17 protein-coding genes are annotated in these 26,145 nt (G+C 36.4%); 13 read left to right on the top strand and 4 right to left on the bottom strand.

Annotated features, from left to right (window positions below):
• Positions 1-53 precede the first annotated feature (53 nt).
• The 3 genes from ABXH06_RS00475 to ABXH06_RS00485 all read left to right on the top strand — a co-directional run bounded on the left by ABXH06_RS00475 (position 54) and on the right by ABXH06_RS00485 (position 8,010).
• Entirely contained in the window at positions 54-2,825 is a 2,772-nt protein-coding gene (locus ABXH06_RS00475) for an insulinase family protein (protein ID WP_353516922.1), read from the top strand.
• A gap of 147 nt (positions 2,826-2,972) precedes the next feature.
• Positions 2,973-7,541, top strand: a complete 4,569-nt coding sequence (locus ABXH06_RS00480) for an EAL domain-containing protein (RefSeq protein ID WP_353516923.1) — start codon at positions 2,973-2,975, stop codon at positions 7,539-7,541.
• Positions 7,542-7,677: 136 nt separating this feature from the next.
• Positions 7,678-8,010 carry a hypothetical protein gene (locus ABXH06_RS00485; protein ID WP_353516924.1) on the top strand — a complete coding sequence of 111 codons (333 nt, stop codon included), beginning with the start codon at positions 7,678-7,680 and terminating at the stop codon, positions 8,008-8,010.
• 246 nt (positions 8,011-8,256) lie between these two features.
• On the opposite strand, the gene ABXH06_RS00490 is transcribed toward ABXH06_RS00485, so the two are convergent.
• From ABXH06_RS00490 to fadI, 3 genes are all read right to left on the bottom strand, one after another.
• The gene (locus ABXH06_RS00490) at positions 8,257-8,460 is read right to left on the bottom strand and encodes a hypothetical protein (RefSeq protein WP_303448615.1); all 204 of its coding nucleotides are present in this window, start codon (positions 8,458-8,460) and stop codon (positions 8,257-8,259) included.
• Between the two features lie 218 nt (positions 8,461-8,678).
• Positions 8,679-10,820 (bottom strand): fatty acid oxidation complex subunit alpha FadJ, encoded by a 2,142-nt coding sequence (fadJ, locus tag ABXH06_RS00495; RefSeq protein ID WP_353516925.1) that lies wholly within the window; start codon positions 10,818-10,820, stop codon positions 8,679-8,681.
• Entirely contained in the window at positions 10,820-12,124 is a 1,305-nt protein-coding gene (gene fadI, locus ABXH06_RS00500) for an acetyl-CoA C-acyltransferase FadI (protein WP_311577708.1), read from the bottom strand. The genes fadJ and fadI overlap by 1 nt, the downstream gene beginning before the upstream one ends.
• 263 nt (positions 12,125-12,387) lie before the next feature.
• Between fadI and ABXH06_RS00505 the strand changes: the two genes are divergently transcribed.
• The 9 genes from ABXH06_RS00505 to ABXH06_RS00545 all read left to right on the top strand — a co-directional run bounded on the left by ABXH06_RS00505 (position 12,388) and on the right by ABXH06_RS00545 (position 23,097).
• Positions 12,388-13,344, top strand: a complete 957-nt coding sequence (locus tag ABXH06_RS00505; RefSeq protein WP_311577711.1) for an AAA family ATPase — start codon at positions 12,388-12,390, stop codon at positions 13,342-13,344.
• A 20-nt stretch (positions 13,345-13,364) separates the two neighbouring features.
• On the top strand, positions 13,365-14,393 hold the full coding sequence (locus ABXH06_RS00510) for a DUF58 domain-containing protein (protein ID WP_353516926.1): 1,029 nt from the start codon (positions 13,365-13,367) through the stop codon (positions 14,391-14,393).
• Positions 14,381-14,899, top strand: a complete 519-nt coding sequence (locus ABXH06_RS00515) for a DUF4381 domain-containing protein (protein WP_353516927.1) — start codon at positions 14,381-14,383, stop codon at positions 14,897-14,899. Before ABXH06_RS00510 ends, ABXH06_RS00515 begins: the two co-directional genes overlap by 13 nt.
• Positions 14,899-15,933, top strand: a complete 1,035-nt coding sequence (locus ABXH06_RS00520; RefSeq protein WP_311577721.1) for a vWA domain-containing protein — start codon at positions 14,899-14,901, stop codon at positions 15,931-15,933. The genes ABXH06_RS00515 and ABXH06_RS00520 overlap by 1 nt, the downstream gene beginning before the upstream one ends.
• Positions 15,926-17,776, top strand: coding sequence for a vWA domain-containing protein (locus ABXH06_RS00525; protein WP_353516928.1), 1,851 nt, complete (start codon positions 15,926-15,928; stop codon positions 17,774-17,776). The genes ABXH06_RS00520 and ABXH06_RS00525 overlap by 8 nt, the downstream gene beginning before the upstream one ends.
• Positions 17,770-19,434, top strand: coding sequence for a BatD family protein (locus ABXH06_RS00530; RefSeq protein WP_353516929.1), 1,665 nt, complete (start codon positions 17,770-17,772; stop codon positions 19,432-19,434). The genes ABXH06_RS00525 and ABXH06_RS00530 overlap by 7 nt, the downstream gene beginning before the upstream one ends.
• 181 nt (positions 19,435-19,615) lie before the next feature.
• Entirely contained in the window at positions 19,616-20,131 is a 516-nt protein-coding gene (locus ABXH06_RS00535; protein ID WP_311577729.1) for a sigma-70 family RNA polymerase sigma factor, read from the top strand.
• On the top strand, positions 20,124-20,837 hold the full coding sequence (locus tag ABXH06_RS00540) for a DUF3379 family protein (protein WP_353516930.1): 714 nt from the start codon (positions 20,124-20,126) through the stop codon (positions 20,835-20,837). Before ABXH06_RS00535 ends, ABXH06_RS00540 begins: the two co-directional genes overlap by 8 nt.
• 418 nt (positions 20,838-21,255) lie before the next feature.
• A complete protein-coding gene (locus ABXH06_RS00545; RefSeq protein WP_353516931.1) occupies positions 21,256-23,097 on the top strand; it encodes an alpha/beta hydrolase family protein in 1,842 nt (613 codons plus the stop codon).
• Between the two features lie 97 nt (positions 23,098-23,194).
• On the opposite strand, the gene putP is transcribed toward ABXH06_RS00545, so the two are convergent.
• Positions 23,195-24,682, bottom strand: a complete 1,488-nt coding sequence (putP, locus tag ABXH06_RS00550; RefSeq protein ID WP_311577735.1) for a sodium/proline symporter PutP — start codon at positions 24,680-24,682, stop codon at positions 23,195-23,197.
• A gap of 215 nt (positions 24,683-24,897) precedes the next feature.
• Between putP and ABXH06_RS00555 the strand changes: the two genes are divergently transcribed.
• Positions 24,898-26,121, top strand: a complete 1,224-nt coding sequence (locus tag ABXH06_RS00555; protein ID WP_311577737.1) for an EAL and HDOD domain-containing protein — start codon at positions 24,898-24,900, stop codon at positions 26,119-26,121.
• The last annotated feature ends 24 nt before the right edge of the window (positions 26,122-26,145 follow it).

The following is a 26,145-nucleotide window of genomic DNA, read 5'->3' on the forward strand; positions in this document are numbered from 1 at the left end:
AATGAAAATATTTTGGGTATGCTCACTCATCAAGCTATCTGTCGGAGTATGTATTGAAACAAAGTCCTAATGACCTTAAACATTACTTTCCATTCACCTTAGAAAATGGTTTAAGGGTTTTAGCCGTACACAATCAAGACACGCAAAAGTCTGCTGCTGCGTTAGCTGTTAATGTTGGTCATTTCAGTGATCCTATTGATAGACAAGGACTTGCTCACTTTTTAGAGCATATGCTGTTTCTCGGCACAAAAATTTATCCTGATGGAAGTGAGTATCAAAAATTTATCAATCAATATGGCGGAAGCAATAATGCATGGACAGCCACAGAGCATACTTGTTTTTTCTTTGATATCCATCATCATCACTTTGAACCTGCATTAGACAGATTTAGTCAGTTTTTTATCTCACCACTTTTATCGGAAGAATTCGTCAATAAAGAACGTAAAAATATTGACGCTGAATTTAAACTGAAATTAAAAGATGATATCCGACGTTTATACGACGTGCACAAGGAAACAATTAATCCTGAACACCCTTTTGCCAAGTTTTCAGTGGGTAACACGGAAACACTCTCAGATCGTGAAGATAAACATTTAAGAGATGAAGTCGAAGACTTTTTTCTTCAGCATTATGTTGCCAAAGCAATGACCTTGGTGATCGAGGGGCCACAATCGCTTGAACAATTACAACAGTTAGCGAGCGAAAAATTTTCCGATATTTCAAGCAATGAAGTTAGCCAAATAAAACCAGACATTCCGCTTTATCTTCCTGAGCATCAACAAATATGCTTGCAAGTAAAACCTGTGAAGAACGAGCGACAGTTAATTCTTAGTTTTGCCCTGCCAAGCATAGATGAGTTTTATCGAGAAAAACCTGAGTCATTAATTTCATACTTAATGGGTCATGAAGGGCCACATTCAATCTTGTCATTACTCAAAAAAAATCAATGGGCATTAGGGTTAACAGCGGGTTCTGGGGTAAATGGCTATAATTTTAAAGATTTTAATATCAGTATCCGTCTTACCCAAGCAGGTGAAGAACATATCGATGACATTATTGCTATCGTATTTTCTTATATTAACTTATTAAAACAAACGCCATTAGCAGAGCATTATTACCAAGAAAAAAAACTCATAGCCGAACTTTCATTCCATTATCACGAAAAAATGAAACCAATAGACTCGGTAAGTCAATTGGTGATCAACATGCAACATTACCCACAAGAAGATTATATTTTTGGTGATTACGTAATGGAAAAAATGAATCAGTCTCTGTTAACTCAGTTACTTGATTTATTAATACCAGAAAATATGCGCACTATCTTTATCGCTCAAAATGTTGCCACTGATAAGATCAGTCGATGGTATAAGGTGCCTTACCAAGTCAACAAGATCCCACAAGAGAAAATACAAACGTGGCGTGAGTGTCAAAATAACCAGTATTTAGCATTACCTCCAGAAAATAAGTATATGGTTGAAAAACCAGAATTATTTGGCTTAAAGAATAGTAAATCAGCATCAACACCACAATTATTAAAGCAAGAAAATGGCTTAAATTTTTGGTATATGCAAGATCACATCTTTCATGTGCCCAAAGGCTATATTTATATAGGTATAGATAGTCCAATAACATTAGACAATGCTCAAAATATTGCCATGACTCGTTTATTTGTCGACTTATATACTGAGTCTGTCATTGAACGTCATTACGATGCTGAGTTAGCGGGTATTCATTACCATTTGTATTCACATCAAGGTGGCCTTACTTTGCAATTATCAGGCATCAGTGAAAAACAAGGTGAACTACTCGATAAACTTTTAGCTGAATTGCAAGAGTTTAGTTTTTCGGAACAAACATTCGCCTTACTCAAGCAACATCTAATTAATCACTGGAAAAATGCTGACAATAGTAAGTCGATCTCACAATTATTTTCCGTGTTAAGTTCGACTATGCAGCCCAAGTGCCCCAGTTCAGAAAGTTTATCTAATGCTTTGATAGATATTAATTTTATTACTTTTAAAGACTTTTGCCATACTATTTTCAAGCATATAAATTTAGATGTTTTAGTTCATGGTAATTGGCGAGAGCAAGATGCCCTAAAAATACATGCCATAATAAAAAAGGCTTTCAATGGCCAATATCATCAACAACACCAAGTAAAAATTCCGGTGTTAGATATTAAAAACCAAGGAAGTATTCAGTACCTATTAGATTTACCTGAGCATGATTATGCGGGGGTGGTTTATTACCCTATGAATGATAAAAGCTTAATAACTGTGGCTAAAACTATGATAGCGAGTCAAATTTTATCACCACAATTTTTCCATCAAATGCGTACTGAAAAGCAGTATGGTTATTTAGTAGGCGTAGGCTTTGTTCCAATTAATCGATATCCAGGCATTGCTTTTTATATTCAATCACCCAATTATGAAGCCAGTCATTTACTGGCGGCGATGGACGAATTTATAAATGAATGTCACTTAGTGGTAGAAAATATGCCAGAAGAAGACTGGCAACATTTGCAACAGGGACTTGCCAGTCAATTACAAGAAAAAGACACCAGTTTGCGGATCAAAAGCCAAAGGTTTTGGACTTCTATTTGCAATAAAGAAACCGATTTCAAGCAAAAACAACGTTTGATCGAAACTATTCTGTCACTTTCTAAGCATGATATTTCTGACTACCTTTTAACTCAAATAACTGATAATCATCATGTTATTGATAGATTTTGTTTGTTGTCGACAAAAGATGAAAATCAGGACACCCCATCAATTCATTTAAAAAATTTAGAAAATATTTTAACTAAATGCTCAATAAAACATTAATGCTGCCGATATAAAAATAGATAACTATAATTAGCACGTAATTTTAGCAAACGCTTTATCTATTGCTAATAAGTTGACTTAATCGCTGCCATCCTTTGTAATAGTGGCTTCCATAAAAATAATTATAAGTTAAGCAAGGTCGTATTTGTGCAATTTTCCTTTAATAGCTCTGCTTTTTTCTCCCGTTATCTGTCGAGTTATATATCGCTATTATTCTTAATTATTTTTTGCTTTAGCTTTTCTCTTTTTGCTGCGCCTGCCAATTATGATGAAAAGTTAAAATTTAAACACATAACCCCAGCTGATGGTCTCTCTCAAAGTTATGTATTTGATATCATTCAAGATGAAGACGGTTATATCTGGCTTGCCACGCAAGACGGTTTAAATAAATACGACGGCAGAAAATTTAAATATTATCGCAGTAATATTTTAAATGATCATTCACTCACTGATAATTACATCCGCAAGCTGTATAAAGATAGCCAAGGTAATATTTGGGTCGGCACACAAAATGGCTTAAGTAGATATAATAAAAAGTTAGATAATTTTGATTACTTTACCTTTAATGAAAGTGAAGAAAATAGCCTGTTAGATAATACCATTTGGGAAATATACGAAGATCAAGCAAGTGAAACATCTAATTTAGATATTCCAAATAATTTATGGGTGGCAACCGCAAAAGGTTTACATAAATTTGATGCCGCTAATCAACAATTTATAAGAACTAGGATTAGACAACCGAGTAATAATACCTCGATAAATCTGAAAGAAATAAAAAGCATTTTTCACGATAAAAATGGTAATTATTGGTTTAATAGTTACGATCAAGGCTTTTTCGTCACTAACAAACACTTATCACTTGATCACTCTCTACATAAACAAATTCAATCACAATTAGGCAGTGAAACAAGCCAAATAAATAAGATATTATTGATTGAAAAGGAATACTGGTTAGCGACAAATACCGGTGTGTATGTTTTAGACGAGCGATATACCTTAAAAGAGCATTATACGCTTGCAGAAACCGGTCAAACGCCCCTACTAGCTCGAAATATAAAAATGGCGAGTGACGCCCATATTTGGGTCGCAACAGATTCAGGGTTAAAGTCTATCAACCCGTTAACTGAAACGTCGAAGTCTCACAGTTACACTAATATAATTGATCAAGAATACAATGCTTATACATACGGATTATTAGTCGATAACACCGATAAACTTTGGGTCGGTACATTAAATGGGGTGTTTGTCTTAACCCCAGAGTTCAATATAATTAAAGAAAGTAAGTTTATTAGTGAACTTACAAATACAAACATTACATCTTTTACAGTTATTAATGACTCTGTTTGGTTTTCAAGCGAAAACGAAATTTTTCAACTAACACCTCAAAAACAAATTATAGAATTAAATATAGGAATTGATGGACTCATAACACATATCCAAAGTAGTACTTCTGAGATATTTATTATTACTGATAATAGTCAATTATTTACATATAACGTCAAAAACAAAACCATTAGTGAGCATCCAAAATGGAAGGCTAAGTCTAATCACAACGGAACAGCTCCTATTTATTATGGCGCAGAAAAGATTTGGTACTTAAATAAATCTGGTGATTTACGTAGTTATCTACCTAGTGAAGAAATCTTTTCAACAACGCCTGAAATTGATTTAAAGTTTACAAATTTATTCTTCAATACAGATAATGAAGTTTGGTTAACTACAAAATCAGATAAGCTAATTCAATACGATGTCATAAATAATAAATTCAATGAATTTGAGCTCGAACACAACTCAAATTATCGTATCCATAGCACGACTACAATTAATATATCTAAAAAACATATAATTCTAGGTTCATATAACCAAGGTGTATTGTTAATCAATAAACAGTCTCATCAAACTCAACTATTTAACGAAGAGAACTTACTTTCTAACAATTTTGTTGCAGACATAGTTAAAGATCATTCGGACAATTTTTGGATAAGTACAAATAAAGGAATAAGTGTTTTTCAAAATAAAAACAACAAGATCCATAGTTTTTATATGGACTTTTCTTTAGATAATAATGAATATTTAAGTAAAAGCTCTTTCATAGCTAATAATGTCATATATTTTGGAGGAAATAATGGCTTCCATTATTTCTCGCCTGATGAACTCTTAAATTCAAAACAAGTCATAAATAAGCCAATATTGTCTAATTTACTTATCGCGAATAAAAAAATTAAAATTGAAGAAAACAAACAAAGTAAAACCTATACCCTACCTGAAAAGTTAAATAATTTATCAACAATAAAACTCCAATATATTCATTCGCCATTTAGCATAGAGTTTATATCGCCTAATGCTAAATTACCGACTCAAATCGGTTACAAATATAAGCTTAATGGCGTTGATGAAAATTGGCTTGAAACTGATAAAGACAATCTAAGAGCCACCTATACTAACCTTAATGCGGGTACTTATCGTTTTGAAGTGCAAGCGTTTGATATTTTTGATCCTAACATTTTTCAGTCTAAATCCATTGATATCAAAATCATGCCGCCTTGGTGGTTATCAAATAGCGCGGTGCTTATTTACACTTTAATCGTATTATTATTTCTAGCTTATTTATTACAACAATTTCGTCATAAACGCTTATACCACTTACAAATAAAAGCCAGTGAAGAACGATTAAAACTCTCTCTCTGGGGAAGCGGTGATGAAATGTGGGATTGGAATATTAAACGAGGGAAAATCTATCGCTCAAATATTTGGGGAATTTTAGAATTTCCACAAGACGGTAAACGAAATTTAGGCAATGATGGCGATAATGAAACGAATATCAACCAAGATGATATCGCTAAAATCACGCATGCCCTTCAAGAACATTTTGATGATAAAACAGAGCATTTCGAAGCAACCTATCGTGTAAAAGATAAAGATAACCATTGGATCTGGGTACTTGATCGCGGAAAAATCGTTGAGCGAGATGATAACAATCAACCAACACGTATGACGGGTACATTAAAAGATATCAGTCAAATCAAGAAAGCAGATGAAAGACTTAAATTATTTGCGAAATGTATTGAAAACATTTCTGATGCCGTGGTTATTTATGATAGAAAATTCAACATTGTAGATGTGAATAAGTCTTTCCAACGTATAACGGGCAAAGCAAAACAGCAAATGATCGGTAAACAAATGGGATTTTCTCGCTACCCAGAAAGTTTTACCCGTGACGTGAAAAAACACTTATTGAATAAAGGTGGTTGGCACGGCGAAATTGAAAGTAAGCGAGATAACGGCGAATTATATTTAACCGACTTAAACATTGATATTATCCGAGATGAAAACAAAAGTATTTCTCATTTTGTTGGTGTTTTTTCAGACATCACTAAACGCAAAGAAACCGAAGCTGAATTAAGAAAACTTGCTAATTCAGATACCTTAACGGGCTTACCCAATCGTTCATATTTTCAAGCAAACCAAGCACGTCTAGTCAAAAATAAAGTGCCTCATGCTTTATTAGTTTTTGATTTAGATAACTTTAAGAAAGTCAATGATTCAATGGGGCACGAAGTAGGCGATTTATTACTTTGTAAAGTTGCCAAGCGCATTAAAAACGTTGGGCGTAATTTAGATACGGTTTATCGTCTTGGTGGAGATGAATTTAGCTTAATCATTGAAGATACTAACGACATTCATACCATTACCACAATAGCAAAAAATATATTAAGTACTATTGCTCAACCTTTAAAGCTTAAAAACCAAGAAATAGTTCTGTATTCTAGTATTGGTATCGTACTTTACCCTGAGGATGGTACATCACCACAAGAGTTATTAAAAAATGCTGATACAGCAATGTATCATGCAAAACATGTTGGCGGTAATCAGTATCAATTTTTCAACGGCTCTATGAATAAAAAAGCGGTAAAACGTTTACAAATTGAAGGCCTAATTCGTCATGGTTTAAAAGAAGATTATTTCTCGGTGTTTTATCAACCTAAAATAGAAATATCTACAGGTAAAGTTGCCGGCATGGAAGCATTAGTTCGCTTTGAAACGCCGAGTAAAGGGATTATAAGTCCAGTGGTCTTTATACCCGTATCAGAAGAAACAGGGCAAATTATTGATATTGGGGAAACCGTTTTAAGAAAATCTTGCTTTGCCACTAAGCAATGGCTTGATGCTGGATTATTTGATGGGCGAATAGCGGTTAACCTTTCAGCAGTACAATTTACTCAACCTAACCTTGTAGGCATGATTGAAAGTATCTTAAAGGAAAGTCAACTGCCTGCTAAACACCTTGAGTTAGAGATAACGGAAGGAACGGTAATGGACTCTCCACAAAGAGCCATTGAAACCATGTTACAAATACGCGCTATGGGTATTCATTTATCATTGGATGATTTTGGTACCGGTTATTCTTCTTTAGCTTATTTGAAAAAGTTCCCTTTAAATACCCTTAAAATCGATAAAGCGTTTGTCGACGATATTGAGTCATCTGAGCAAGGTCGTAATATGGTTGCTACGATTGTCACAATTGCACACAACCTCGGACTACAAGTGGTTGCTGAAGGGGTAGAAACCAATCAACAACTCAGTTTCTTATCTGGGTTACGCTGCGAACAAATGCAAGGCTATTTATATAGCAAACCATTACCAGAAAAAGATTTTCGCCGATATTTACTATCTCACCAGATCACCGACAAATCTACGTCGTTTAATAAATCCTAAATCACTTCAGTGTTGACAACTTTATGACGGTCAGTTAAATCCTTCGCAAGGCCAATAAAAATATGGCTTTGCGAATTGGCACACTTATAGCTTAACTTCCTTCGAGTTATTTAACCAATCAGAAAGGAATATATAAATGTTAAGTTCAATAATTTTATCTCTAGCGATGAACGCAGCCCCAGTTCCAAGTGCTGATATTGTAAAGTTAGATATAAACGAAGTAGGTACAAAGCGTAGTGAAATCAGATTAAATAATAAATTTGAAGCAATTGAAGTTGGCACTAAACGAAGTGAAATCAGATTAAATAATAAATTTGAAGCAATTGAAATTGGCACTAAACGTAGTGAAATCAGATTAAATAATAAATTTGAAGCAATCGAAGTTGGTACTAAACGAAGTGAAATCAGATTAAATAATAAATTTGAAGCAATTGAAGTTGGCACTAAACGCAGCGAAATCAGACTTTAGGAGTTTATTATGATCAAATTAATCAAAGCGTTATTTGTTGAAACACCAAAAGAAAATGCAATTGCTGCGACAATTGTTATTAAAGAAATGCCTGCTAAATCGTTGTGGTCTTAATCTAAACAGACCAACAAGAGATTTACCTGAGATATTCGCTACACGGACGTTAGCGGCTATATTATTAGCCAGAAAGGAAGCAATCAAAAACAGCTCAATAGCCTGATTACCTTCCCTTATCTAATCCGTTAATTACGCACGAAAAATTAAACAATTAAATCCGAATAATCGATTTATTTTCATTCGCTTTTTCATGTTAAACATTGGCCAAATAAATGGACCAAACATAAAACCAGCAAATGCCCAACGCTTACGACCTAAACCGTTTGATAAAGCTTGGCAATAGAAAAAAATAGAAAACATTAGTGCAACGATAACAACAAGTAACGACAACATACTTTACCTAAGCTTTAATGATTAATAACTTACAAACCTTGATGGCGAGCAATATAATGCAATTAGAGTTTTTATTCAAATAATTTAGCATTAATTTGTTCAAATCCTATTAAAGGATCAGATTAAAAAAGAGGCAAAAATTTGCCCCCCTTTTATACAAAGTTTGCCGCCCTACCCGGAAATAAATTTCCGAATATTCGACTTTTACTCTTAGCTACTTATTCATAAAATTTAGCGTTGCTTTCAGCCATCTCTACTAGCTTAGAGCAAGGAGCGAATCGTTCTCCACATTCATGCTTAAACGCATTCATTTGTTTGACCACTTCAGTTGCACCAATGTTATCAATATAGTTAAAAGGTCCCCCTAAGAACGGCGGAAAACCTATACCAAAAATTGCACCGATATCACCGTCTCTTGCATTTCTAATGATACCTTCATCTAAACACCTTACCGCTTCATTTAGCATCATATAAACACAACGTAGACTTATTTGTTCTACAGATAGTTTCTCTTGCTTAGTGATTGACAACAATGGATAAACCGTTTCATCAACAAGTTTCTTTTTTGTCCCATACTGATAAAAGCCTTTTTTCACTTTTCTTCCTAAGCGACCATCAGCAATTAATTTATTAAATGCTTCAGGGGGTGAAAAACGATCGCCTAATTCAGCTTGTAAAATAGGACCTATTTTCGCGCCAATATCAATACCCACCTCATCAAGTAATTGCATTGGACCTACAGGGAAGCCAAACTTCACTAATGCTTTGTCTAACTTTTCAACGGGCTCACCGGCAAGTAATAATTGTGCCGCTTCGTTCATGTAAGGCGCAAGAATACGGTTCACATAAAAACCAGCTTTGTCCTTAACCACAATAGGAGTTTTGCCTTGTTTTTTCGCTAATGCAACGGTGGTTGAAATTGTCTGATCCGAGGTTTTATCATGGGCAATAATTTCAGCAAGCGGCATTTTATCAACGGGTGAAAAATAATGCAGGCCAATCACGTTTTCAGGGCGTTGAGCTAACTGCGCGATTTGACCTATCGGTAAGCTGGAAGTATTACTAGCAAAAATCGTAGATTCTTTACAATGGCTCTCAATATCAGCCACCATATTTTGTTTTAATGTTAAGTCTTCAAATACCGCTTCTATGACTACATCAACATTTTTAAACCCTGAATAATCAGTAGTACCGGTGATCATGCTCAGTTGTTTTTGCATTTCGCTTTTCTTCATAAAGCGACGTTTTACTTTTTTATTGAGCAAATCAAAACTGTATTTAAGCGCTGAATGTATGCCTTTTTGATTAATATCTTTGATGCGAACTGGAAATTTGGCTTTCGTGGCCGTTACAAATGCAATGCCCCCGCCCATCAATCCACCACCAAGTACACCGATATTTTCGATAGTAGCAGCGTCAACACCTTCAATGCCCTGCTCTTTCTTCATATCAGTAGTCGCAAAAAATATTTGTCGCAACTGAGCTGAAACATCTGTCATCGCCAAATGGCCAAAATGATCCGCCTCAAGTTGATAACCTTTCGCTTGAGATTGCTCAACACCCGTTTTAATACAATCAATAATTTTTAATGGTGCCGGATAATTACCTTTGGTTTTTGACAACACCGTTTTAGTGGCTTGATTAAATAACACTTTACGACCAAAAGGTGTGCGTTCTAAAACTTTACCCACGAGATTTAATTTCACCACTTTAGTCGCTTGAGCACCGGCTTTCACTTTACCCGAAAGTATAAATTTCTCGGCAACCTCAACTAATACGGTATTAGGCACAACATCCAGCACTAAGCCTGCTTTCAATGCCTGTTTAGCGCGAAGTTGTTTACCCGTTAGCATCATATCTAATGCTTTTTGGATCCCAACTAGTTTAGGTAAACGTTGAGTACCACCACTACCTGGTAATAAGCCTAACTGAACTTCAGGTAAACCTAATGCTGTTTTCGGATTATCACTACATACTCGCTCATGACAAGCCATCGCTAACTCTAAACCGCCACCTAAACATGGACCGTCGATTGCAGCGATAACCGGAATTGTTAACGATTCAATTTGATCAAAGATCATTTGTCCTTTGCGTGATAAAGCCGTTGCTTCTTCAGCCGTTTGACAATCAGCAATCATGTTAATATCAGCGCCAGCTACGAAAGAGTCTTTTTTACCGCTCAATAAAACCAAGCCTTTTAGACTAGTGTCGGCTTTGATTTCTTGTAAAACCTCGGCAATTTCTTCTGCAAATTCGGCTTTCAAAGTATTCATCGATTCATTTGCCACATCCATGACTAAATGAGCAATATTATTTTCTTGACGAATTAGTGTGAAGGTATTTGTTTTTTTCTCAGTCATTAGTCTGTCTCCACTATCATTGCAGCACCTAAACCACCAGCAGCACATGCTGTAGTTAAACCAGTTCCACCACCACGACGTTTTAATTCATTTAGGGTTTGTACAATTAATCGCGTGCCTGTTGCTGCAAATGGATGTCCATAAGCAAGAGAGCCGCCCATTACATTGAATTTATCCATATCGATATCACCAATCGCCTTATCACGACCAAGATTTTCTTGGGCAAATTTATTACTAGCAAACATTTTCATATTGGCTAATGCTTGTGCAGCAAAAGCTTCATGCATTTCAATTAAATCTAAATCTTTCAATTCCATACCCGCACGTTTAAGTGCTATTGGCGTGGCATAACTTGGCCCCATCAGCATATCTTGCCAAACATCTATTGCGGCAAACCCATAACTTCGAATGTAACCAAGTGGCTGGTATCCTAATTCTTTCGCTCGACCTTCTCGCATCATTAAAACGGCTGAAGCACCATCGGTAAGTGCGGTACTATTTGCCGCGGTCACAGTGCCATGTTTACGGTCAAAACACGGACGCAATTTAGCGTAACCGGCTAATTCTGAGTTATCTCTAAAGCAATTATCTTTATCGATGAAAGCATTATAAGGTTCTACATGAGCGGCCATCACTTCACCATCAAGTTTGCCCTCTTGCCAGCTTTTAGTCGCTAAAGTGTGAGAGCGATGCGCTAATTCATCTTGCGCCTGTCGAGAAATTTGATGAGTTTTCGCCATTTGCTCTGCCGTTTGCCCCATAGAAATACCGGTAGAGTATTCAGCAACAGCAGGTGGAACCGGTAAAATATCTTTAAATCGTAATGATTTAAGAATTGACAATTTTTGCCCTAAGGTTTTCGTTTTACTTAAATCAAGCAAAGAGCGCGCGAATTTTTTAGATAAACCTATTGGAGCAACAGAAGAAGAGTCAGCGCCACCCGCCACCCCAACATCAACAATGCCCGCCATGATGGATTCTGCCACATTGACTGTTGACTGAAAGCTAGTTGCACACGCTCTTGATACACTGTAAGCGTCGGTATGAACATTCATGCCGGTACCCAAAACAATTTCACGCGCGATGTTTGGCGCTTCGGGCATTTGAACCACTTGGCCAAACACTAATTGCTCAATAATTTCGGGATCAACATCATTGCGTTTAATGAGTTCATTTACCACCAACTTACCTAAATCAACAGCAGGGACGCCGTGAAAAGCCGTAGCTTGTTTAGCAAAAGGAGTTCGCAAACCTGCGACAATGGCGATGCGTTCACCTTTTGCTGTTTGTAATTTAATTGTCATTGTTGATCCTTAAATTTATAGTACAAAACAAGAGGTCTGACCTCTTAACTTTTATTCCATTCTAACGTGTTAAATTGATATTTCAACTCAAAGCCGATGATAGAAATTATTTTTTCTTTATGATGACTCGTATCACGTAGATTATTCGTAATAAATTTACTTACAATTTTATATTGGTACTTGTATTTCAAATGAGGAACCATATATAAGTCCTAAGGTCGAAACTTTCTCGTAACTCTTTAAACAAATAAGAATAAACCATTATGGCTATTGAACATTTTTCTTCTCTCAAAGAACACTTATCAGAACAAATTATCGGACAACATGCATTAGTAGAGAATTTACTCATTGCCTTATTAGCAAATGGTCATTTAATTGTAGAAGGTCCTCCAGGTCTTGCAAAAACACGTGCAGTTAATTCATTAGCTCAAGGTTTAGAAGCTGACTTTCACCGCGTACAATTTACCCCTGATCTTTTACCTGCTGATTTAACCGGTACTGACATTTATCGCCCTGAAGACGGCACATTTGTCTTTCAACCAGGGCCTTTATTTAGAAACTTAGTATTAGCTGATGAAATAAACCGTGCTCCTGCTAAGGTGCAATCTGCGTTATTAGAAGCCATGGCGGAAGGGCAAATAACCGTTGGTCGTAACACTTACCCTTTACCTGATTTATTTTTAGTCATGGCAACCCAAAACCCGATTGAGCAAGAAGGTACGTATCCTTTACCGGAAGCGCAATTAGACCGATTTTTAATGCATGTTGAAATTGACTACCCGGATGCAGCAAGTGAATTAGCTATCCTTAAGCTTAATCGTGGCGAAGCCATCAAACACGAGCAGAAGAAAACTCAGGAAATAAGCCAAGAGAATATTTTCGCCGCTCGTGAAGAAGTCATGAAAATACACATGGCCCCTGCGATAGAAAAATATATTGTTGATCTGATCATGGCAACTCGTCAGCCAGAAAAATATGACGACAACCTCAAAAAATGGTTAGCGTTTGGTGCAAGTCCTCGAGCGACTATTGCTTTAGATAGATGTGCCAGAGCAAGAGCTTGGTTGCAAGGTCGAGATTTTGTTGGTCCAGAAGATGTCCAAGCCGTTTTCCATAATGTACTACGCCATCGTATTTTACTAACTTATCAAGCAGAAGCCGAAGGGATCAGCAGTAATCAATTACTCGATCACTTATTAAGTTTAGTGGCGATATCTTAAATAAAAGGATTATTTAAGACATGTGGTTAAAACAAACACAGCAACCATCATCAACAAGTGTTGAGGAAAAACTTGCCCATTTGTTGTCATCTGGTATTGCTTTATCTATCGATGAATTGATCCAATATCAAAACAAAGCGTCATTGATCAATTTGACGGCGGTAAAAAACATTCAAAGCCAAATGAGTGGTAATTACTTAGCCCGCAGCAAAGGTCGAGGAATGGAGTTTGATGAGGTTCGACATTACCAAAATGGTGATGATATTCGAGCAATCGATTGGCGAGTTACGGCCAGAACAGGGACCACACACACGAAACTTTTTAGAGAAGAAGTAGAAAGACCCGTTATTATTGCCACTGATTTAAGCAGTAACATGCTATTTGGTAGTCAATTATTATTTAAATCAGTGCAAGCTGCTCATTTAGCAGCACTAGTCGCTTGGCATGCAAAAATTAGAGGTGATCGCGTTGGCGGCATCGTATTTAATGAGTTTCAGCACAGCGAATTAAAACCTCGTAGCCGACAACAAGGTGTATTGCATTACATTCATACCTTGATGACTTGTCATGAACAAACGATCTCTCACCTACAAAATAACGAATTAACCAGTAGCCAGTCGTCTGAAGATAAGACAAATAAACAACGCGCTTTTGAACAAAATTGCCTACGTATTAGACAAGTAGCTCGCCCTGGTAGTTTAGTGTATTTGATCACAGATGGGCATTTCATTAACCAAGAAGCGATTCGACATTTAAGTAATATCACCAAACATTGTGAATTAGTGGTTTGTTTAATTTCAGATCCACTAGAGCATCAGTTACCGAACAGTGATGTCAAACTCAACGTTAGCATTACCGATGGTCAGCAAAAGCAACAATTAACGTTAGGTGATGAAAAAATAGCCCAACGTTATCATCAACAAGCGCAAGCCATGCTTAACGAAAAAGAACAATTATTAACGAAAACCGGTGCTAGATTACTGCACTTTTGCGCCAGTCAATCATTAGAAGAACAATTAAAAAACGGAGTTGCTTCATGGATCCGTTAGCAGATTTAAAAACAATACATTTACCTGAGCAAATCGCTCAATATCCGCTAGCTTATGGCTGGTGGATTTTACTGGTTAGCATATTAATGTTAACGGCTTGGGGGTTAATAAAATACCGTAAGCATCGTCAACATTGCCAAGCAAAAAAACAAGCAATGCAAATGATTCAAGAAAACAAGCTAGATGCTGAACAATTGATTTCATTATTAAAATGGGCAGCAATGCAATACTTTGAGCGCCAACAAATTGCCAGTTTAACCGGCGAAGGCTTGCAAGCATTTCTGGTATCTTGTTTACCGATTAAACAACAGCCAATCTTTATCGAGCGCTTTCAACCTGCCCTTGAAAAAAGATATCAACGAGATGAACTACTCGACAATCATAATGAGTTAACTGAAGCCGTCATGTTATGGCTAAAACACGCTCTACCGGCTAAGCAATCCACTCAAAAGTCAAACCTCAAGAGCGCGTCAATGCCAGCAACAAAAATAGCAGGTGCAAACTAATGATTGAATTTGCACTTCCTTGGATTTTTCTCGCCTTGCCGTTGCCCTTTATTGTTTATTGGTTACCCGCGAAAAAAAATACCGAAGCCGCTCCTTTAAAAATGCCAACGATCATCCAAGGCATGAGCAGTAGTGAGCACGGGAATGCTCGTAAAAAAACACCCTTATCGTTATTGATCAGTGTTTGGCTGTTACTTGTGGTTTCAGCAAGTCAGCCACAATGGTTAGGTGAAGCAATTAATATTCCTACCCAAGGTCGAGAAATGATGGTTGCCGTAGATTTATCCGGCAGTATGCAAGTAGAAGATATGAGCCTTAATGGTAACTCTGTAAACCGCCTTGAAATGCTAAAAGTATTACTTGGTGAGTTTATTGACCGCCGCGTTGGTGATAGATTAGGTCTGATTTTATTTGGTGATGATGCATATATGCAAACGCCGATGACTTTTGATAGAAAAACCGTACAACAAATGCTTGATGAAACCGTTTTAGGGCTTGTAGGTAAACAAACCGCGATTGGCGACGCTATTGCCTTAGCGGTAAAACGTTTTGATGAAAAGCAAGAATCAAATCGGGTGTTATTGTTGTTAACTGATGGTCAAAATACCGCAGGTAAAATTACCCCTGATCAAGCGCTTGAATTAGCTGTCGCCAAAAAAGTCACGATTTATTCAGTCGGTATCGGGGCTGATGTGATGATCCAACGTTCGTTATTTGGTAAAAGACGTGTTAATCCTTCCAGTGAATTAGATGAAGATACCCTCACACAACTTGCTGAACAAACCGGTGGAAAATATTTTCGCGCAAGAAGCAGTGACGATATGAGTGAAATATACAACTTACTCGACCAACTTGAGCCTGTTGAGCAAGAACAACAGCAAATGCGACCATTAACTGCGTTGTTTTACTATCCGTTATCTTTGGCGCTTGCATTAACTTTCTTTTATATTTTATTACTCAACGCGCCTAAGACATTATTTTCTCGCAAACGTAAGCATAATTCAGCTTCAGTAGTAGGTGGTGATCATGGCTGATTTTCATTTTATTAGACCTTTATGGTTAGTCGCCATTGTTGCATTGATTTTCGCGTTATATTTGTTGAAAAAATATCGCCTCAATCAATCAGGTTGGCATCAACTTTTACCTGTTCATTTATCGAAAGTATTAGTGGATGGTGCTACTAAAACACAATCTATTTCTTTAATCTTGCCTTTTATCATTGGGTTACTGACGATAATCGCACTTGCGGGGCCAACTTGGAAAAAGTTGCCACAACCTGTTTATCAATTGGCCCGAGGTTCAGTAATAATCATGGATATGTCGTATTCGATGTATGCGACTGATTTATCACCAAACCGCTTAACTCGTGCTCGCTACAAGGCCATTGATTTACTCGACCAGCTTAATGAAGGTGAAATTGGTTTAATTGCGTATGCCGGAGATGCTTTTACGATAAGCCCTCTTACCGAAGACATTAATAACATCAAATTATTATTACCGTCATTAAGTCCAGACCTTATGCCCGCATTAGGCAGTAACCCATATTCAGCACTCGCTTTAGCCAATGATATGCTTAAAAATGCTGGCCATTTAGAAGGTGATATTTATTGGTTTACTGACGGCATTGATAGCGAAGATTTGCAAGACATTACTCAATGGAGTCGTAACCATCCCTATAGATTGAACATATTAGGTATTGGCACCTCAGAAGGCGCACCAATAAAATTAAGCAATGGCGAATTAATGAAAGATGACCGTGGCTCAATTGTTATCCCTAAATTAACAGACAAAGCATTACAAGGTGCAGCAAGTAGCGGCCAAGGAAACTATGCGCGTATTACCAATAGCTCTAACGATATTAAGCATCTAGTCAGCCAACCTATTGCACAAGACGAAGATAAAAAATCGGAAAGTGCGCAAACGGGTGATCAATGGCAAGAATTCGGTCCTTACTTATTATTACTGGTGTTGCCGTTAGTGTTGGGGTATTTTCGTCGAGGTAATTTATTAGCAATTATCCCTTGCCTTTTCCTCTTAACACCAACAAAACCAGTACATGCAGACTTTTGGACAGACTTGTGGAAAACCAAAGACCAACAAGGCCAAGTTCATTTTAATAATAAAGAATTTGAGCAAGCAGCCCAGCAGTTTGAAGACCCTCAATGGCAAGGAAGTGCTCATTACAACGCCGGCAATTATGAACAAGCATTAGCGTCATTTCAAAAAGGTCATGATGCCGATTCACTTTATAATCAAGGTAATGCACTTGCAAAATTAAATAAACTTGACGAAGCCATAGCCGCCTATGACAAGGCGTTAAAGTTAAACCCAGATCACCAAGATGCAAAAGCGAATAAAGTCTTAATTGAAAAATTAAAGCAACAGCAAGATCAACAGCAGCAACAAGACCAAGAACAGCAAAACAAACAAGAAAACAGCGATCAAGAAAATCAGGATCAGCAGCAAGATCAAAAGGGTGAGCAACAACAAGATCAGCAAGAGCAGAACGAGCAACAGTCCACTGATCAAGATCAACAACAAAATTCAGACGAAAACCCTGAACAAAATCAGCAATCTGAACAAAACCAACAGGCTGAGCAGGAACAAAACGAACAACAAAACCAAGAACAAAAAGAGCAAGAAGCACAAGAGCAACAAGCTGATCAGCAAAAAGACGAATCGGCTGAGCAAAATGCGCAGCAGCAGGAAGCTCAAGCAATAAAAGCCCAACAAGAGAAAGAAACCGAGCAAAAACACAAGCAATTATTGAATAAAGTGACTGATGATCCTTATTTATTATTACGCAATAAGATGCAATTGGAATATCAAAAGCGTCGTCAAGATAGAAGTAGTGTAGGAGTTAAGAAAAAGTGGTAAGAATAATCGTAACATTAATCGGCTTATACGCTTTATTGCTAACAAAAACAGGGTTTGCATTTGTTAACGTAACCGCAACCGTTGATAAAAACCCTGTGGTTGTCTCTGAATCATTTGTCTTAACCGTAACCGCTGATGACGACATTAATACCAATGCATTAGACACCTCACCTTTAATGCAAGATTTTATCGTCGGAAGAACTTCCGTTAGTACGCAAACGAGTATGATTAACTTTAAAACCAGCCGTACTACAAAATGGTCAACGGTATTAATTGCCCGAGAAGCCGGCACAAAAATCATTCCTGCGCTAACAGTAGATTCAGCGGTAACTGAGCCAATTACCTTAAGTGTACTTGCCGCAAGTGATCCACAAGCAAGCAAACAACAAGATCTATTTATCACCACGGATATTTCAGCGAAAGAAGTTTACGTTCAACAGCAATTAACTCTAACGGTTAAATTACACTTCGCTGCGGAATTAAAACGAGGTAGTTTAACTGAGCCTTCTTTAACAGGCGCGAACATCACACAAATTGGCAAAGACAAAGAAGCTGATACCATCATCAATGGGCGTCGTTATCGTGTAATAGAGCGTACTTATGCCATTAGTCCACAGCAAAGTGGAGAATTTACTTTAAAATCACCGATATTCTCGGGTGAAATTATGCAGCCATCTACCCGACGAAATGGCTTTTTAAGTTTTGCTGAAACAAAACCTGTCAGTGTAATAGGCGAAGAAATACCGTTAACTATCCGCCCTATTCCTGCGGATTATCAAGGTGCTTGGTTGCCAAGCGAATTATTATCAATTCATCAAGAGTGGCAACCATCCCCTGATAGCTTTATTGTTGGTGAGCCCATTACACGCATTATCACATTAACAGCAGCAGGGCTTTCCGAAGAGCAATTACCTGACATAGAAATGGCGATGCCTGAAGGATTAAAAGTGTATCCCGACCAAGCTGAATTACATACCGGATTAAATAATGAAAGGTTAGTCAGTCAAAAAGTGAAAAATTTCGCCATTGTTGCTAATAAAGCAGGCGTTTATCAATTGCCTGAAATCATTATTCCTTGGTGGAATACAGTGACTAATCAATATCAACAAGCAGTAATCCCAGCGCAAACGATAACGGTAGAAAGTAATCCGGAGCAAATCGCACAAGCTCCTATTTCATTATCCTCGGAACTACCAAGTTTAACAGAACCATCAAATACCGCCTCTAAAAACGTGACCGTGTATCAATCATCTTGGTTACAGTGGTTATTTTTAGCCTTGTGGTTATTAACCTCTCTTGCGTGGTTTATCACTTATATTAGACAAAATAAATCATCACCTTCAAACGCCAAAAAGTCTTCTGTGAACGACCAATACTTAGCACTTTTAGCCGCATGCAAACAGCATAATGGCGAACAAGCGTTAGCATTATTAGTGCCTTGGTATAATACTATGGTCGATAAAAAAATATCGACCATAGCTGATATCATTCATCACACTCAACATGACACGTTAATAAGTGCAATTAATGATTTACAACAATGTTTTTACAGTAAAAGCACGCAGCGTTGGCATGGTGATAATTTAATAAAAGCAGTAACAGCGGTTAACAAACAACCGGAAATTTCTCCGTCTCAAACCTTTGCAATCAATCCATAACAGCCTCTATAAACTAAGCTAGCGAGTAATCAAACTTGCTAGCTTATTACCGCTATTTTTTACAATGAAAGATGCGCCTTGAAAAATCTACTACTCTTAACTCCTATAGAGCAACGTCTAAAAAAACTAAATTAAAAATAAATTTGGAAATTAAAAATCGCAAGGTCGGGTCTCTTCAAATATGGCGACAAAACAAGTTAGATACGAAGCATTAGTAAAAGCCTTACATAGCGATTTATACCGTTATGCTTATTGGCTATGTCACGAAAAACAAGTGGCTGAAGACTTAGTGCAAGAAACATTTTTAAGGGCATGGCGGGCTTTAGATTCTTTAAAAGATGAAAAAGCAGCTAAGTCATGGTTGATCACAATTTTACGTCGTGAAAATGCACGTCGTTTTGAACGTAAACGTTTTGAGATGAGCGAATATGAAGAAGCAGCGATCACAGACACGCGTTCAACAAGTTCAGAGCAAGAAATAGAAAACCATTGGCTGCGAGAAAAAATAGCCAAAATGCCTGAAGAATACCGAGAGCCTTTAGTATTGCAAGTTATTGGTGGCTTTAGTGGTGAAGAAATAGCAGCAATGTTATCACTAAATAAAAACACCGTCATGACTCGACTCTTTCGAGCCCGCAATCAATTAAAAGAGGCTTTAGACGAAGAACCCAAGTTAAGAGGTCAATACAATGGATGATTTGCTATTTCGACGCAATATTTATGCAGATCCCAAAACAACTGATCCAGATGTTATTTCTGCAAAAAATTTAGATCCTGCCAAACAAAAGTTTGCGCGTGAGATTGAGCAATTAGATCAAAAAATATTTGATGCGCTAAATGTGCCTGTGCCTGAAGAGTTAAGTGAGAAACTTATTTTACGTCAATCTTTGGCGAGCCATCAGCAACAGAAGAAATCAACACGAATAAAATTGGCCATTGCGGCGTCTGTCGCTTTTGCAATTGGATTAACAATCAACCAATTACAGTTTTCACATGCCTACAGTTCTATAGGTGATTATGCCATTGCTCATACCAATCACGAAGCAAGTCACTTTAATAATAATGGTGAAGCGACGGTAACTCTAGCAGCATTAAATAAAAAAATGGCAAGTTTTAATGGTCAATTTACGGCTAATTTAGGTGAATTAATGATGGCGGAGTATTGTCGTTTTGATGGCATGAGAAGTCTACATCTAGTACTTAAAGGACAAAAATCACCGGTTAATATTTATGTAGTACCTGCTAATGATCATCTCGCTTATTCGAAAGAATTTACAAATGGTGAATTATCTGGTTTGGTCAATAACTTTAAAACCAGTCAAATTATTGTGGTAGGTGATCTTCAAGAACCACTCCAACAATGGCAACAAAGAATCAATAAAAATGTTCGTTGGTCAACATAGCTTGTTTGATGATTCTAATTTTAAAGAGATAGTTTACTAAGGATTAAAAAAACGTTCTAAACTATCTCAAAGACCTTTCAATAGCTCGTAGTTCTATCATTTCTTTATAAAATGCAGTGTTTTTTTCAATAAATTTTGAGACAATCAAAGGTGAAGGTAAGCCTGATTATTCAAATTGTTTGTGGTAATTAAACACTGTCAAAAATTTTGCATATTCTGCGAGGTTTAAACGCTCGGAAGCTTCACACCTAAATCATGGATGATTGAAATATTCTAACGATGATAATCATACTTATCATAATGAATTTAACTTTCTCTCATTAATTCTATTAATCAATATACAGTAATAACTTTAATGAAATATTTATTCAATTGTATTTTAATCATTACGATATCTTTATCAATATCAGCTTCCGCAATGGACAATGCTGAAATATTAGGAAAACTTCCGTTTGTTAAAGATATTCAATTATCACCAAATGGCAATAAAATAGCGCTTATTCAAAATATTAAAGGCGAATATTATATTGTAGTAAGAGATCTTATGAATACTAAGACCAAACCTGTAGTATTTAGTGTTGGTGCTGCTAAGGTAAGGCAAATAGAATGGGGAAATAATGATAGAGTTATCTTTTTAGCTACTTTCCCACATTATTCAAGAGGTGATTATGAAACCTTCACCATCTATAGAATAGGCTTCTTAAACGTCAATAACAGTAAAGCGATTTGGCCATTTAATAAAGGTAGATACCGAAATGCGATTGGTGCTCCAAGAATAATCAATAAATTAATCAATGATTCTGAGCACATTTTAGTTTCATATTTTGGCGATTTATTAAAAGTGAACCTGACAAACGGAGAGAAAGAAGAACTCGACATTGCTCGAAAATCGAGTGATTGGGTTACTGACTCTGATGGGGAAATATTGGCTTATTCTCAATATTCGAAAAAAGAAGAAAAATTCCATGAGATGTTCAAAGTTTCAGGAGAAAATGATTTCACTTCGTTAAAAATTCTTAAAGATGGGAAAAGTGAACTTTTTGAAGGCAATATACAATTCGTTAGTAGTGATAAACAATCTATTTTTTACACGAAAAAGCCTGATATAAACATACAAAACCTGATTCAAGCAAATATTAATAATTATGTTGTTACAGATATAAAAAACACATCTAACAATGGTAAATTTGATGTTAATAATGTCCTCAAAGATCTTTATGACTCTCAATTAATTGGCGTTCAATTCACCAACCAATTTACTGAATCCGATTATTTTGATATCAAATTAAAGCAAGTTTATGCTGATTTAAAAGCAACATTTCCAAACTCAGAAGTTGTCATTTCATCTTATTCTAAAAATAAAGAAAAATTTATTGCCAAAGTTTCTAGTCAAGAAGTCCCATTGGAATATTTCTATTATGATCAATCAAAGGGAAGTTTATTAAAAATAGCGGATAGTTACCCTCATATAAAGAAACTGTCGTTAGGTAAAGTCAAGAATATACAATATGAAGCAACAGATGGTTTAGTAATACCAGCTTATTTTACCACACCAAGTATCAGTAATTTAATTAAACCTCCGTTAATAGTTCTTCCGCATGGAGGGCCGGAAACTAGAGATTCATTAGCTTTCGATTGGTTAAGACAGTTCTTTGCATCTGAAGGTTTTGCCGTTTTTCAACCCAACTATAGAGGCTCATCAGGTTATGGTAAAACATATGCTGAATCAGGCTATGGTGAATGGGGGAAAAAAATGCAACAAGACATTGACGATGGCGTTGATAAACTTATTAAAGACGGATTAGTCGATAAAGATAAAATTTGTGTTGTTGGCGCAAGTTATGGTGGTTACGTGGCTTTATACAGCGCAACTGCACGATATAAAAAATACAAATGCAGTGTTTCCTTTGCCGGAATTAGCAATCTCGATGACATGTTCTATCATGCCAAAGAACAATATAGTGGATTCTCATATTGGGAGAAAAGTATAGGGAGCAGAAAAAATAAAGCAGACCTCCTAAAATATTCGCCGCTTCATTTAATCAATAAAAACACTCGTCCAATCCTAATGTTTCATGGAGAGAAAGATACGATTGTCCCAGCATTTCAGTCTGAAAAAATGTATAAAGCATTGAAAAAGGCTAAAATAAAAGGCAGTAAATATGTTGAATTTGAAAATGAAGATCATTGGATTTCTCATGAAAAATCAAGAATATCTTTTTTACGTGAATCATTAACCTTTATTAAAAAGAATATTTAAAGTTTAATCTTTGATTTTTAAACTTTATACCATAAATAAAAAGCCGAACAATTGTTCGGCTTTTTGATTAAATAGCTAACATTTATCCCAAATAAAATTACGGATGATACGCTAACATTTCATCAAATTTTTCTTCGATATCATTTTGCGGTTTATAGGTTAATTTACTGACAATAATCACCGCTAAACTACAAACAATAAAACCAGGTACAATTTCATAAATAATGGCGCTTAAACTCTGACCATTAATGGTAATTGGCGCATAAATCCAAAATAATACCGTAGCTGCACCGCTGACCATACCTGCTAATGCACCGTTTCGATTCATTCGTTTCCAATATAAACTAAGGATCACTATTGGGCCAAATGCCGCACCGAACCCCGCCCAAGCATTACTGACTAAACTTAAAATAGAACTGTCTCTATCATAAGCCAAATAGATAGCAACCAAAGCCACCATTAATACAGAAATGCGTCCAACAAAAACTAATTGTTTTTCACTCGCGGTTTTATTTAAAAATGCTTGATAAAAGTCGCCAGTTAATGAACTAGAAGTGACTAATAATTGTGATGAAATAGTACTCATAATAGCCGCTAAAATAGCCGCTAATAAAAAGCCAGAAATAAGTGGGTTGAAAAGTAATTGTGATAAAAGCACAAAAATTGTTTCAGCATCGTTTAATGGTGTACCTGTTTTAGCAATGTAAGCAATACCAATAAAACCTGTCGCCATAGCTCCACAAATAGAGACAATCATCCAAGTCATGCCAATGCGGCGAGCGGTTGGAATATCTTTTACAGACCGAATAGCCATAAAGCGTACAATAATATGCGGTTGACCAAAATAACCAAGCCCCCACGCCATCGCTGACAATATCGCCACAATTCCGACACCGCTAAATAAGTTTAATAATTCAGGATTAATTGCTTCAACACTGGTCGTGACTTGTGAGAATCCCCCCATGTCATTTAACACGACCGTTGGCACTAAAATCAAAGCTAAAAACATAATACAGCCTTGAACAAAATCCGTTAAACTAACAGCTAAAAAACCACCAAATAATGTATAAACAACCACAACTCCTGCGGTTATGTACAAGCCTAATTCATAATCAAGACCAAACGAGCTTTCGAATAATTTACCGCCCGCAACAACACCTGATGAGGTGTACAAAGTGAAAAAGACAATAATGACAATAGATGAAACTAAACGTAATGCACGTGACTTATCACCAAATCGATTTTCAAAATAATCGGGTAAAGTTATCGAATCATTCGCAACTTCGGTATAGGTTCTTAAACGTGGCGCAACGATCAGATAATTTAAAAAAGCACCAATAACCAATCCTAATGCTATCCACATACTGCTTAACCCGGTTAAGTACATTGCGCCAGGCAAGCCCATTAACATCCAGCCACTCATGTCAGACGCTCCCGCTGACAAAGCAGTCACCGAAGGGCTCAAACTACGCCCTCCTAGCATATAACCTGAAACATCACTCGTTGATTTTCTATACGCGTATAAACCTATTGCCAACATCACAATAAAATAGATAGCAAGTGAAACTAAAGTACCAGTAGCCAAATGAGCCTCCAAAAGTGTATCGTTTTAAGAAAATATTTATTATTTGTTAGAAACAAAACTGTTACACACAGAAAATATATAGAGTGTTATTATGCGGATCTCAAAATGCATTACCATGCTTTTAAGAAAAATATTCTTACTTTCTGTAAAAAAAGAATGAAATATCAATGTATTTCTCATATATTCATAATATAAAAAGGTAAACAGGATCTTCTATGTATTTCTACGCAGCCAGACAACCTATTCTAGACAAAGAAAAGAACCTCTTTGCATATGAATTATTGTTTCGCGATAGTATAGATAACGTATTTCCAGATATTGATGGTGATGAAGCCACCAGTAAAATGGTTGAAGCGAGTAAATTCAATTTAGGAATCAGCGAGTTTACTGGAAATAAGCCAGCATTTATAAATTTCACTTTAGAAACCATCGAACAAGGTTACCCTGAAATGTTAACCACCGATGAAGTTGTGGTTGAAATTTTAGAAACAGTCAAACCTGGTAAAAAGCTTTTATCATTATGTAAAGATTTGGTAGAAAAAGGTTATACACTCGCTTTAGATGATTACATTCACCAACCGGTATGGGGGCATTTTTATCCCTATATAAAAATCATTAAAGTCGATTGGAAAGACACAAGTATTGAACAAATCAAAGAAATAAAAACCGCGATTGTCAAACATCCTCATATCCAATTATTAGCAGAAAAAGTTGAAACCTATGAAGAATATAATCAAGCCATCGAGCTAGGTTTTGAATTGTTTCAAGGTTTTTTCTTTGCTAAACCTGAAATGGTGAAAACAAAATCTTTATCGCCTTCGCAAATTGCCATGGCTGAATTATTATATGAAACCTCAAAACCAGAATTAGATCTTACCAGTATCACTTCAGTATTTGAGCGCGATGTTTCGTTATCATATAAATTATTACGTTATGCAAACTCTCCTATTTTTAAACGTAGAAGTGAAATTTCAACGATTAAACAAGCGCTCGTTATTTTAGGCTCAGGAGAATTAAAACGTTTTCTCGGGTTAATGTTTGCCACGAATGTTAATCCTGACAAACCGAGTGAATTAATTAATGCAGCAATGACCAGAGCAAAATTTTGTGAATTGGTTGCTCAAGATATTAAAGCCCCCGTTGATACTTCTATCGCGTTTTTAACAGGATTATTGTCATTAATTGATGCCATACTCGATGAAAGCTTAGAAAGTATATTAGAGAAGCTGCCTCTCGCTCAAGAGATCAAAGACGCACTTACCACAAAGAAAGGGGTTTTAGCCGCTCTGATCACTTTAGTTAAACTCATTGAACATGCCAATTGGGATAAAACCGCCACTGTCATGGAAAAATTAGGGTTAAGCAAAGAGAAGGTTGTTAAAGATTATAACGAAGCGATAGCTTGGGCGGATGAACAGTCTCAGCTTACTCAAGACTAGACCGCTGAGTATTAATAAAATAAC

The sequence above is a fragment of the Thalassotalea sp. SU-HH00458 genome (assembly GCF_040362795.1).
Lineage (GTDB): Bacteria > Pseudomonadota > Gammaproteobacteria > Enterobacterales > Alteromonadaceae > Thalassotalea_H > Thalassotalea_H castellviae.